This window comes from Paenibacillus sp. FA6, assembly GCF_051550225.1.
In the GTDB taxonomy this organism is placed as follows: Bacteria; Bacillota; Bacilli; order Paenibacillales; family Paenibacillaceae; genus Paenibacillus_AQ.
Window position 1 is genome coordinate 4165463 of sequence record NZ_CP188820.1, and the last position, 13874, is coordinate 4179336.

The window sequence follows — 13874 nt, forward strand, 5'->3', positions numbered from 1 at the left end:
AGATTTGAGCAAATCGTTTCATCTTGCATCTCCTATTCTAGGAATATATTAATATGATAACTGCATGTAACAACAAACACCTCTATCATTTTACCAGAAAATGATAGTTTTCGCGAATATATGATGCTTCTGCAAGTAGAAACGGCTATGCCGTCCTTTTTCCAAAACGGCACCCGTTTCAGCGGAAATATAAGGAATAGAGTATCAAGTGAAACTTATACTTTCTTATATTTTAAATGCAAATAGGGCAGTTCATTGAACTACCCTGTTTACGTCTGAGTTGTGTTGTTATTCATCACATCCATGATTAAATACTCTTGTCACAAAGGTAGCGTCAAGAAAAGTAGCACGACCAATGATATTTGAATCCACAAGAATGTCGAATATGTCACGTTAATAAGCGGCTTCTCCATAGAGCTGATTTCGTCTTCACTAAAATAGTTGCAGAACCAATCATCGTTTAGGCATCATCTGGCTCTGAAGCCGGCTTGCGATAAACTTTATAAATATCTGCTCCCTAAACGTCATTTCGGTAATTCTATTTCCTTAACAAAAGCGGATAAAGGTGAATCCAACTCCTGTATACCACTAGCTAGTAATCTAGCAATCTGAATCGCTCCATATTCCTGAAAATGTGTATCATCCGCGGATCCATTTGGAAAAGCTCCGTAAATACCTGGTTCAAGATGTAAAAATACGGATTTTGAGCCTTCAGGTCCAATCGTATCATAATAGGCTATACTCATCGTACTTAGATCGACCAGTAGAACATCAAGCTCTGAAGCAAGCTCCTTCATTTTTTCTACATAAGCAGGGAAGCTCACATTGAATTTACCTGTTGTAGAATTAAAATCCCTACGTCCCATTGGCGTTACGAGAATTGGCTCCGCACCTCGCTGCCTAGTTCCGTTGATATAAGTTTTCAAATATTCCTTGTAATCTTCCGGCGATGCATATCGTTCAGGAACGCTAATCGTTGCATCATTATGACCGAATTGAATTAAAAAGTAATCACCTGGCTGAATCACTCGCAAAATATCATCCAGTCGTCCCTCTACGATAAACGACTTCGAGCTTCGTCCACCAATCGACTGATTTTTGAATATGATGTCACTGTTAAAAAATATTGGGAGCATTTGTCCCCAGCCCGCTTGAGGCTGCCAGTAAGAGTCATAAGCCTGAACAGTCGAATCACCAGCAAGGTAGACTGTTGGCAGTTCGCCTGCTTGGCGCGGTTGCTGCTTAGCAATCGTCAGCGCATTAATCTTGGGAGCCGCACCCGTAAATTCTAGATTCAACTGCCCGTCGACAAGTGCACTTTGGAAACTCATCTCCAAATATTGACCTGCATTTTTAGCAGTGAGCTGTACCTTTTGTATCATTTCTGGACCCCGGCAATTACGAAGTTTAATGATTTCAATACCTGCGAGCATAACAATTCCTATTCCATGAGTATCATTCAAGCGTGGCAGGAGATCATATTTATAGTATTCGTAATTATAGGAGTATCCTGATCCCCTACATACACCCAATATATTTCCCTCTTCATCTACAGCATATTGTGCTAGTGCTTTCCATCCATAATATGCACTTTCAACATATTGAATAGGGTTATCGTACCAGCCATTCTGCACTCCCCTTGCGAATGCATAAATAAACATCGCCGTACAGGAAGTTTCCTCATAGGAATCATGATCATCAACGATTTGATGCCACATTCCCCTTTTCCCTTGAAGTTGTTGAAAGCCTTGACTTAATTGTCTAAACATCGTAAGCAACTCGCCATATTTCTCATGCTGCGGTGATAATTCCGCTAATAACTCTGCAAGTGAGAATATTACCCAGCCATTACCTCTTCCCCAAGAGACCGTGTTCTGCTTATTGAATTTCATATCGTAAACATGATGCATAATTTGAAGCTCTTCTCGGTATAAGTAATGACGGTACTGCAAAATTTGATGGACAGCATCATCCAAATATCGGATATCCTTTGTATAACGGTAGTATCGAACTAAAAATGGAACACTCATGTAGAGATCATCACACCACATTGTTTGCTGCATAAAGTCCGTACTTCCTTTTAAGCGATATAAGGTCCCATCTGGAAGCCGCTGTTGCTCATCCGTAATAAAGCCAGCTATTCGCTCAGCAACGGATAGACTTCCTATTAAAGGGTTATTTTCCATAGTGAAAAGCATAGTAGCTCCGAAAGAACCGCAATCATCCAGACTGTCCATCAGCACGATTTGCTGATTTATTCCAGGGGCTCCGTACTGCTTACAATCCCATTTGGCATACTCATAATATTTCGTGCATAGTTCAATATGATTTTGCACATACGATTCAAAGGATTCAATAGATAATATTTTTCCCGCACTTAATAATCCATATAAGGTTACACCTAATGGGTAATTCCATTTGCCATAATGAGTCGTCTCAACGAAGGGGCGAATTCGGCTAAAAGGCGCATCTATATACCAATAATCTAATCCGTTTTTTGTAGTATGTAGATTAGATAATTCAGTCATTTGATCTCGTACCGCTTCATTCACTGTTAGATAAGGACCGCTATAGAGCCAATTTTCTGACGTTCCTTCAACGTGGACAGGACAATTCAGCTTTAAATACTCATCATTAAACTTGAAACCCCAGCCGACCGCAGTATGCTGGAGCTGAATCATTAAAGAATGAGCTCGACCTTTAGCTATATCAACAGTAAACTCAAAATCACGCTCGCCGTCACCAACAGACAGTGCTTGAAATTTCAGCTGCCCATCAATAAAAATTTGGAGCTCGCCTTTATAACGTCCTGCCAAATGAACAGCGCTATCAGTCTCGCTTGAGATCATTGCCCAACCAATCGCATAGTTACCCTGCTCACCATTTGTAAATATCCGTTCAATTGCGCTCAACTCATTCTCATCGGCACGCCATACTGCATCAGGATACCAGCGTATTCCATCCTGATATTCTGATCTTTCTGTAGATGGAATAAATGGCAACTCCGCTTTTAGAGCTTCCGTAAAAATCCATCCTTCGCCCCCCGCCCTCTCTAAGGACGGCATAATGAAATGCAGTGGAAATCCTTTAATGGAGCCCGTTCCGAATTTAGCACCGCAGCCCGTTTCTGTTTTCATAAAACGCAGAACGAAATGATTCCAGCCTTTGGCCAACGATAAACGAAACCAACTGCGCCGTTCAGGAAAAACCTCTTCCTCAATATTGGCATAATGAACTCTTTCACCATTCAGAAATACTTGTGCAGGACCATAGCAACTAAGACTAAACGGAAGCTCCTGCACTTCTTCTATCCATAGCTTCGACCAAGCATAGACGTATTGATTGTTTTGTAGATCAGGTAATGCCTCTATCATATTTAAGTCATATCTAAAATCTTTGCCTCTAGTAAATCCAGTATAGTTCGTTACACGAAATTGATAAGGGGCAGGACGCTGATCCTCCATATACTTTTGACCAACTAATGTAAGCAGCTTTTCAATCTGTTGTATCATACATATTCACCACCTGGATATAAGGTAGATGCGTACAGGCGTTTACTCTCTATCAACCCTTTCGAAACAGGATTATCCTTAATATCAATCTGCACAGAGCTGTAAATTGCTGCTTTTTCAGCGTTGTATATAACGATTTGTTCGAAACCAGACTGAACTAGATCGGCATGGACAACATATCCGTCTACAGGGAAAACAGCTACTGGTTCCATATGACCATTATACAAAGTTGGTAAAACTCCTCCACCTCTTCGATATGCCAAAATATAATCTAAACCACTATCGTCCCAATGACGCATCGTTTCAATAATCGTCAGCCATCCGTTTGTTGTACGCTCTTCCTTCCATATCTCTTGACCGTTTTGGTCTAGTAGAAAAATACCGTCTTTGCCGGTTTCGGTCATTTTCCCGCCAGTATCTCCACGAACAATTCGGTCCAATCCCGCTATTTGCAACCCTGGCAAATCTGCCCTAAATTTGCCTAATGCGATATGCTGAGATTCAATGGAGCCGTCATGACGCCAAAGCTCATTACCTTCAATGTCATACATGACAGTAACACTACCGCCAATTACGATTTGTTGATCCCCACGGCCCTGTACATCGCCAACCCATACACAATCCGCATGATCCTCAAGCGGTAATGTTGACCATTTTAGCTCCCCTTGGGGTGTAAGAACGTCATATCCTGCGATAACATCATCTTTACCATCTTTATCAAAATCAAATACCCAAGGGTAGTGACCCGGATTACCTTCATAGCTCCACAACACATTCCAATCATAATCCATTGCCCATAAAGTACGGTATCGATCCTTCAATATAATATCTTGAGCGTGCTCAGTTCCACGTAAATTACAAATAATAATACAATCATGCGCCTCATCCCCTGGCAGCGACAATGCACGCTTCGTTGCCCCAGTCGCCCCATCAAGCGCAAGAAATTGCTTATTCATTACACAAAGCACTTCGTTTGCGCCATCTCTATCCCAATCATAAATTTGAGCTGGGAAATCCGAACCTAAACCACCAGCATCCTCCGTCGGTGTTCCGACCTGCCAAAGCAATTCACCACTCAAATGATATGCTGTCAATGCTTGAACCTGATGCGGCACATAGCGATCATCGATGCCGCCATCTGCCTGTACAAACAGCAGCTCCATAGCTCCATCCCCATCTAAATCGCCAACAAGTACTTTACAATGCGGTCCTGCTGCTGAAACATCGAATTGTATTAGTTCAATATAATCTGTACTTAGTTCTGTATCCATCTATAACCGCTCCCCATCAGATAGAATGATCCCTTCAGCAAATTTCAAGAAATGTACTGAAGGGCTTCTTTCATGCTATTTCATACTATTTAGATGCTGCGTAAAGCTCATTAATTTCGGCGATATATTCGTTTCCGCCATTCTTTTTCCACAGCTCAATTGCTGCATCTAAGCCTGCATCATCAATTTGACCAACAATATATTGAATACGAGCATCTGCAATGATATTATCCATCTGTTGTCCTTGCTTCGCATATACCTCAGAGATTAATGGCTCTGCCGGATTTCCAACAACGATAGATATGTTCGCAGCTTGAACTTCATCAATTTTTTTGTTAATCGTAGTCATTTCAATAGTAGGTGCTGCCGGTCCAACAAATGTTAAAATCTGGTTTAAGCTTTCCATTTCCTTTATAAGGGAAGTATCTTCTGCAGTCGTTAATGCTTTAATATGACCATCAACTAGTTCATAATGTCTTCCTTCAATTCCGTAACCAAGCAATAACTGCATTTCCGGATCACCAAGTTGATCTAAAAATTTCAATACTCGTTTCAAATCATCTTCCGTTTTAACGGATGATTTAGAAATCGCAATGAGATTGGCATAGCCTGAAGTTGGCATATCGCGATGTCCATTTGGACCGACAGGGGCTTGGAATACATCTGTGTAAGGAACATCACGTTTCGCTTTATCTTGCATTGAATTATCAATACGACGGGAAACGTCCGCTACGTCTACAATAACCCCAGCTTTGCCACTGATAACCGGATCACTCCATGCCGCAGGATCCATAACAGCAAAGTCTTCATTAACTAGGCCTTCATCGTACAGCTTTTTGAAAAATGTCAGTGCTTCTCTATATTCAGGGAATAGATGTGTTGGCAGCAATTGGCCGCTTGCATCTTCACCCCATTTATTCGGTGCGCCAAACCAAGTTTGCATAATATCCCATGGTCCCGTATATTTCGTAACTACCATACCGTAAGTATCATTTTTACCATTTTGATCTGGATCATTTTCTTTAAACGCTTTCAACATGTCATAAAACTCATCCATTGTCGTCGGTGCGGTCATGCCTACATTTGCAAGCCAATCTCTGTTTACAGTCACTCCCATTCTACCAAGAACACGTCCGCGGTAAATACCGTAGGTTTTTCCATCAACAGAGGAGTTATTCAAAATAATTTCATTTGCCATGCTTAAGTTGGGATAGTCTTTTAAGTAAGAGCCAATTTCCCAGAAAGCCCCTGATCTTGCAGCGTTAATATAGCTTGCAGAGTTGCGGTCAAGTACCATTAAGTGGGGAAGTTGACCAGATACTAACGTAATATTCGCTTTATCAGGGTACGAGCTGTTTGGTACAAATTGCATATGAACTTCTGTGTTTGTATATTCCTCTAACGCCTTAATGACCGGGGAATTGCTATCAGGCAATTCTGTATTGAATGCAGGCACCATAATTTCCAACTTTAGAGGCGGCAATACCTTTTCCTCATCTGGCGTGCTAGCATCGGCTTGCTTAGTTGGCGCAGCAGTACCTGTCACCTCTGGCGTACCAGTATTCTTCGCACAGCCTGTAAAGATTAAACTTACCAATGCGAGCATTACTACAATACTTGCTACATTAACCCTCTTCTTCTGTTTAGTCATTTTACAACGTCCTCCCTCTAATATAAAAATGATATATATATTTAGATATCGCAAAGCGATAAACTAACCTTTGATTGATCCAAGCAAGGCACCTTTTGCAAAATGCTTCTGCAAGAACGGATATACAAGTAAAATCGGTAATGTCCCAACTATTATTACTGCCATTTTCACAGATTGATCGGGCGGCTTAACAAAGTTTGGATCTATATTACTCATATCTCCAATCGATAGTTGCGATAGCATAACGATTTCGCGAAGCATAACCTGAAGCGGCCATTTCGTATGATCGTTCAAATACAATAGTGCTGAGAAGAAATTATTCCAATGTCCTACTGCGTAGAATAGACCAAAGGTTGCAATGATCGGCATCGATAGCGGAATAACAATTTTCCACAGTACACCGACATCTGTACAGCCATCAATTCTGGCCGACTCTTCCAATCCTGGCGGTAAGTTTTGAAAGAAGTTTCGAATAACGATAAGATTAAAGGCACTAATTGCACCTGGTAAAATTACGGCAGCATAGCTGTTTATTAAGCCCAACTCTTTAACGACAAGATAGGACGGGATCATTCCACCACTAAAGAGCATAGAGAAAATGATTAAGTTCATAACAAAGTTTCTACCCATCAATTCTTTACGTGAAAGCGCATATGCCATCGTCAATGTAAAGAATAAGTTAGTTAATGTTCCTACAACCGTAATAAAGATTGATACTCCCATACTTCGGAAAATGGTATTTGTAGAAAAGATATATTGATACGCAGATATTGAGATATCTCTCGGGAATAAGAAAAAGTCGCGTTCTGCCAATTCTGCTTCTGTCGCAAATGAACCCGCTACAATATAAATGAAAGGAAGCAGCGTAATCAATGCAAATATAGCTAGAAAGAGATAATTAAAAATATCAAAAACTCGTTCGCCAATCTGATCATGCTTATTGAGCATAGAGCATGCACCTCCTTATGTTAATATAGACCTTCTTGTCCCGTACGCTTTGCTACCCAGTTGCTTCCATAAATTAATATAATACCAATGACTGATTTGAATAATCCGATTGCTGTACTATAGCTAAATGCGCCTTGCGTAATGCCTACAAAATAAACATAGGTATCAAATACATCTGCAACCGTTCGATTCAGTGAGTTTGTCATCAAGAAAATTTGTTCAAAACCATTATCTAAAAAGTTACCTAACCTAAGTATTAATAAAATGGTAATGACCGGAAGTATAGATGGAATGGTTACATTCCATAGTCGCTGCCATCTCGTTGCCCCATCCACAATTGCAGCCTCATATTGTTCTACGTCCACTGCAGCCAGTGCAGCTAAAAATATAATCGTTCCCCAACCTGTTTCTTTCCACATAATTTGCAAAATAATCATCGGTCTAAACCATGATGGATCAGCTAAGAAGTTAATTTTTCCACCCGTTAAATTAAATATAATTTCATTTATTATTCCACCCTGTGTCGTCAAGAACACATAAGTCATACTTGCTACAATAACCATCGAAATAAAATGCGGAATATAAATCAACGTTTGTATCCATTTTTTGAATACCGAAATACGTATTTCATTTAATAGCAGGGCAATTATTATAGGTGTCGGAAAAAAGAAAACTAAATCATATACTGCGAGAATCAACGTATTTTTTAGCAACCTTAAAAAATCGGGATTTGCAAAAAATATTTTGAAATGTTCAAAACCAATCCATTCGCTGCTCCAAAAACCAACATAAGGTTGAAAATTTTGAAAGGCAATTAGTACTCCCCACATTGGCAAATACTTAAATACTAAGAAGTATAGCAAGCCTGGCAACAATAGAAGATAAAGCCAGCGATCCCTTTTTAATCGAAGTAGCCAGCGCGGAGAACCAAGTAGCTGAGGTACTCCCATTTCAGACGTTACCGATTCTGTTATCATGTTGTTCTTCACTTATCGATTCCCCCTCTACGTTCCATTTGTTTGTTTGTTTGTTTGTTTGTGACTGTAGTATCTCGAATATTAAGTAGCAGAACAATTATATTTTTTTGCACAAAAAAAGCCTTGATTTACAAGGCTTTTCGGTGCGTGAACACTTTTGTGATTCACTGGTATTTTTTTGTTAATACGTCGATTCTCTATATTCACTAGGCGTTTGTCCAACCTTCTTTTTGAAAATACGATTAAAATACCTTTGCTGATACCCTACTTCTGTTGCAATGTCGTTGATCTTCATCGGAGTCTGACGAAGTAATTCTTTTGCCCTATTTAATCTAAAATCAGTTACATAATCAATAAAGTTAACTCCAGTTATATTTTTAAATAGTTTGCTTAATGCATAGAAGTTCATCCCTACTTGGTCAGCACATTGCTCTAATGAAATATCTTCATGGAAATGCTGATGAATAAAGTTCAACACCTCGCTAATAACACCCTGCTGCTGCACATTGGCACGAGATGCTCTTTCCTCAATATAAGGTAGAACAACTTTCCTAGTCATCCATCTGAGCATTTGCTGCGGATCACGAATTTGTGAAAGTTTGCTGTACATATTTTCTCCATGAAATAATTTATCCGGGTTAACACCAGATTTCATCATCATGTGTTGGATGCTTCCAAGCAGCTGTAAAATGTTTTGCTGTGCATTACGTTCTCTTTGTTGATCCCCTGCACCGGTTTCCATAAAACTTTGCAACAGCTGTTCGGCAGCATGCTGTTCCCCTGCACGTAAAGCTTGTAATATTTCTAACTCAAGTTCGAAAGGATATTGGATATCATCTAAAGCAAAATCCGTTGGAGATGTTTCTAAAAATATCATTTGATTTTGATTGCGGAATTGGCGATAGCTCACCGCTCTCTCAAGCTCCATAAATATATTTGCCATTTTTTTAATTTCAGTTGATTCACGGCTAGCAGTAGTAATGACTTGCAATTTCAAGAGTTGATTAACAAGTTCAGTCATTTCCGTGCAAAACTCTACGAGGGTATTATGAATTTCATGCCCTGTAGGCTCCATAATAAAAAGCCCCACTGATAAGTCATGGAAGTTCATAACATGACATTGACTAAAACGACCAGAAATTAACTCATCGGCAATGTTATAGGCGGCAAACGTAATAAGCCCCTCATCGTTTGATGTCATTTGATTGCCTAATGAATCCATCCCAATGAGATAAATGTGAATAAAATAGTAGGAATGTGCATCTACCGTCCATTGCAAGCTCCGCATTCTATTTAGTAAATCTTCTTCACTGAGAGATTGCAGATGACCTTGCAGCAATTGCATAAGAAAGCTATTCCGCAGCATCGGCTGTGCCGATGCAACTTCCTCCTGAAATTGTAAACTTTGTTTAGCAACATTAGACCATATCGATTCAATATAGCGGAATTCATCCTTATGTCCTTTACTATTAAGGCGCTCGGGATCAATATATTTGATTAATCTAACAATAGGCGAATACATGCGATTTGATACAATGAACGACAATAGCAAGCCAATTAATAGACTGCCCCCGCTTATTATCAAAATAAATTTAGATAGGGTGACTACAGGTGAAGTGATCGCCGATGTTGGCGACGCTGATACGTAAATCCATTCCTCAGCAATTCTTTTTATAATCCCATAGGAAACTGTATAGCTTTCTCCCTTGTATTCATACACCAAGTTTCCATTCTGCTGATCACGCTGCATAATCAATGCTGTAAGGTGGCTTTGTAAATCTAATTCATGATTTTGGTCCGATAGTATTGTCTTACCATTTTTTTGCATAAGAAAGGTAATTCCTTCATTATACGGGGTCATCGTTCGCAATAAACTGATGACCTTTTCCCTGTTTAATTTTACGATTAATGCTCCTATAGGGCTGCTACTCTCACCGGGTACCTTATGTACAAGCATTAATGGTGATTTCGCTTCATCTCCACTTGTATAATCCCAATATACTGTTCTTTTATCGGCTATTATTTCTTCATAGCTATGAACTAACTCATCGTTAAAAACTTGATAATATTCCGTTTTAAACAATATTGGCGGAGTTCGCTTCACATATAGCTCTACCGCTTTCACTAATGGATGAGAACCTTCCATAATATTAAGTGACTTAGTAATATCCCGCGTATCCTGAAAATGATAAACAAAATCCATATTACTTAACCCAAAACCAAACCGTGGGTTAAATGCCCAGTTAGAAAGGCTTAATTCCAAATAATTCAGTTGATCATCAATATTGCGAATTCTCTCCGTCATTTGATGATGATGTAAAGCGCTTAAATCCCTTTCCATATACTTCACACCAATTTGGTATATAAATAATCCCGTAATAAAGCCTGGAATACTTGCAGCAAGTAAAATAGAAATCATACTATTACGGTAGAAAACACCTTTTTGTCCCCATATCCCACCTATTTTACTTCTGAACTTTTTTAGTAACATTGTATCCCCCTTCAATTCTGTTCAGATATGATGGTACTATGGCTCAATATTAAGAAAGGCAGAAAATATGGCCTTTATCCATTACAGAACATCATCAAATCTCATCCGAATGTTCTTTCTCATTCTCAATGACCGAAGCCAAGAACGCGAGCGCCAGCCCCTGCCCCCAGCCCTGGGCCCATTTCCTGTCGATGCCGAAGTAACCCGCGATGTCGTTCATGACGGCGGTACCGCCCGATACGTTCAGCACGCGGCCGTTGTCAGCGATGTTCGCCAGAACGCCGTCAAGCGCCTTCTTCACGTACTTCCCGTGCAGCGGATTGCCTTGTATGACCATTGCTGCCGCGATACCGGCCGTAGCCGACACTTCGCCGTAAGCTCCAGGATAATCGAGCACGGTGCCCCAGAGACCGTCTTCCTTCTGCAATTTCTTGATGGCGGCAAGCTGATCCCGTAATGAACTCCATATATGCATCATTGGAGGATACAAATAACCTTCCGGCAGTATTTTTGCCGCACGGGACATTGTATAGGCCGCCCAGGCGTTCGCGCGTGCCCAATATATGCCGGACATATGATCCTTCTTGATATGGTTATAGCCGTGATACCACAACGCATTATTATCGTCCTGCAAATAGTTAATATGCCAGAAATATTGATGCAGCGCGTCTTCAACGAGATGTTTCTTGTCGAACATGATGCCTACGCGCAGCATGAAATACGCCGCCATGAACAGCGTATCCGCCCAGCATTGTTCCGGAAAATCGTTTTTGGCTGACACCGTATGCTGAAGCACCTGGTCACTGAAACGCAGTGCTTTATTCTCCAAATAGTCGACCTTGCTGAAAATTAGCTCGGCATACTTCTCGTCCTTCGTCTGCTCGTATAAAGTGAGCAGCATATGCCCCATTGCACACGTATTGACCGTCCATCCTGGAACTCCCGCTTCGATATATTCATCTACCCAGGCAACCATCCTGTCCAAATAAGCTTGCTCGCCCGTTACCTCAAACGCCCGGCTGACGCCGTAGTAGGCGACTCCGCCAGGCCAATCCCATGTCAGGTCCATTCCGAACGTGTATTCCGCCACGCGTCCAACGACTTGCTTCAAATCGCTTGCTTCCGTGTTAATTTTCATTTCTTTATCCCCCTCATTTATATTTCATGCTAAAATAGCATTCGCCTTCAATCTAAATTCCACGGCCGCCGAGTGCGGCGTTATTCTGTCAAACAGCAGCAAATCATACAGATTGCGAATCACCGCAGTCACTTCCCCGGTTCCGACCGGATTCGGCGGATCGAGCTGCTGTGCTGCTCCACCCATTCCACATGCTCGAAACGATACCTTTGGATTGTAATGTAATGCTGTACGATTTATGGTAGCGCTTTCATAAGTGCCTCTTCGCCACACGTTTTCAGCAATATTGATCGACTCCGTGTTCATGGCTTCACTCCACTTTTCATGTCGTACACCATTTATACTATATATGGGTCTTGTATTTCAAGTTGCATAACGTTAATACAGATCGAGTTGTTGTAAAAAAGTCGGAAATCTCCTATTATGATGCTTTTACAATTTGTTGGAGGAGAATTCAATATCCAACAAATTGTAAAAGCACGGCCATACCTAGGAATCAGCTGAGCTCTGATTGAAGAAAGCAAGTTACCTCCACAGTATCATTATTCCCTTTCCACTTCCTCTAAATATCCTCATCCTATACTTTCATGACTTCGTAGGCGAGCTTTCACGATACCATTTATTTTTTCAGATGAAACGAGTAACAACACAATATAAGCCCCAACAAAGAACGGGAAGATACCTATTGTTGTCTTAGCAGCTAGCAAGCCTAGAAGCGGCGGAAAAAGGGTACTTCCTGTATAGGCTGCAGCTATTTGATAGCCCATAATTTTCTGAGAATGCTTGTGCCCATAGCGAGCTGGCGTCTCATGGATCAAACACGGGAATATCGGTGCACACCCTAAGCCCACCATAATAAAACCAAAAAGAGAGAATATGTTGGGAAACGGTAATATCAACAGGAGCGCCCCGAATAGTGCCAACAATACCCCGCCTCGAATGAGCGTACGATTACTGACTTTAAACGTAATAAACCCGGTTACTAACCTTCCAACTGTTATTCCAGCGTAATACATCGATACCCATTGCGCAGCAACCGATGCAGGTAGTTCTTTTACGTTGACAAGAAAGCTACTTCCCCATAAGCCCATCGTTGCTTCGACTCCGCAGTACAGCAAGAATGATACGAGTGCTAGTTTTACACCTTTAATTTGCAATGGTTTTAGTGTCTTCTCTTGCTCAAAATGAAGGTCATTCTTCTCTATCTGATCTCCATCTACATGTTTCTGACTGTTCGTAGCAACTCGTTTCCACAAAGGTAGCGTCAAGAACAATAGCACAACCAATGTGATTTGAATCCAAAAAACAGCAGTATAACCGTTTCTCCAAGAATTATCTTTCGCAATATATTGGGACATAATAATTGGACCCAATGTTGCTCCAACCCCCCAGAAACAATGTAGCCAACTCATATGATGCGCTTTGTAATGGGTAGCCACATAACTATTTAATCCTGAGTCTACGGCACCTGCCCCCAGACCAAGTGGCACAGCAAAGAGAAGTAACCAGATGACAGATGGCGAATAAGAGAATCCCAGAAGAGCTCCTGCCGTCATCATGCAACTAATCAATGTTACTTTCCCAGTACCCAGCCGTTCAATGATCGTTCCGCTAAATAAACTTGAAACGATCGTACCTCCTGATATAACCATGGCAATTAAGCCAGCCGTTTCAAATGAAGCCCCGTAGTCGGATTGCATGATCGGCCAAGCGGACCCCAACATCGAGTCGGGCAGACCCAAGCTAATGAAAGCTAAATATATAATAATTAAAAATAATGTAGCCATACTCTATATTCCACCTCTCTGACAATTCAAAGTACCATGTGTCTTTTGTGGAGTCAACATAAAGCGCAGAATACGCGAATATACGTCACTGAACTGCAT

General features: G+C 40.9%; 9 protein-coding genes. All 9 read right to left on the reverse strand.

Going from position 1 to position 13874, the window contains the following annotated elements:
- Positions 1–524 precede the first annotated feature (524 nt).
- The 9 genes from ACP8HI_RS19160 to ACP8HI_RS19200 all read right to left on the reverse strand — a co-directional run bounded on the left by ACP8HI_RS19160 (position 525) and on the right by ACP8HI_RS19200 (position 13775).
- A complete protein-coding gene (locus tag ACP8HI_RS19160) occupies positions 525–3512 on the reverse strand; it encodes a glycoside hydrolase family 88 protein (RefSeq protein WP_438347770.1) in 2988 nt (995 codons plus the stop codon).
- Positions 3509–4783: a hypothetical protein gene (locus tag ACP8HI_RS19165; protein ID WP_438347771.1), complete on the reverse strand. Its 1275-nt coding sequence runs from the start codon at positions 4781–4783 to the stop codon at positions 3509–3511. The genes ACP8HI_RS19160 and ACP8HI_RS19165 overlap by 4 nt, the downstream gene beginning before the upstream one ends.
- Before the next feature lie 85 nt (positions 4784–4868).
- Positions 4869–6434: an extracellular solute-binding protein gene (locus tag ACP8HI_RS19170; RefSeq protein WP_438347772.1), complete on the reverse strand. Its 1566-nt coding sequence runs from the start codon at positions 6432–6434 to the stop codon at positions 4869–4871.
- 63 nt (positions 6435–6497) lie between these two features.
- On the reverse strand, positions 6498–7382 hold the full coding sequence (locus ACP8HI_RS19175) for a carbohydrate ABC transporter permease (RefSeq protein ID WP_438347773.1): 885 nt from the start codon (positions 7380–7382) through the stop codon (positions 6498–6500).
- A gap of 20 nt (positions 7383–7402) precedes the next feature.
- Positions 7403–8332 (reverse strand): ABC transporter permease, encoded by a 930-nt coding sequence (locus ACP8HI_RS19180; RefSeq protein ID WP_438351903.1) that lies wholly within the window; start codon positions 8330–8332, stop codon positions 7403–7405.
- Between the two features lie 208 nt (positions 8333–8540).
- The gene (locus ACP8HI_RS19185; protein WP_438347774.1) at positions 8541–10850 is read right to left on the reverse strand and encodes an AraC family transcriptional regulator; all 2310 of its coding nucleotides are present in this window, start codon (positions 10848–10850) and stop codon (positions 8541–8543) included.
- Positions 10851–10944: 94 nt separating this feature from the next.
- Positions 10945–11988: a glycoside hydrolase family 88/105 protein gene (locus ACP8HI_RS19190; protein ID WP_438347775.1), complete on the reverse strand. Its 1044-nt coding sequence runs from the start codon at positions 11986–11988 to the stop codon at positions 10945–10947.
- Positions 11989–12012: 24 nt separating this feature from the next.
- On the reverse strand, positions 12013–12294 hold the full coding sequence (locus ACP8HI_RS19195) for a hypothetical protein (RefSeq protein WP_438347776.1): 282 nt from the start codon (positions 12292–12294) through the stop codon (positions 12013–12015).
- Between the two features lie 266 nt (positions 12295–12560).
- Positions 12561–13775 carry an MFS transporter gene (locus ACP8HI_RS19200; RefSeq protein ID WP_438347777.1) on the reverse strand — a complete coding sequence of 405 codons (1215 nt, stop codon included), beginning with the start codon at positions 13773–13775 and terminating at the stop codon, positions 12561–12563.
- Positions 13776–13874 lie beyond the last annotated feature (99 nt).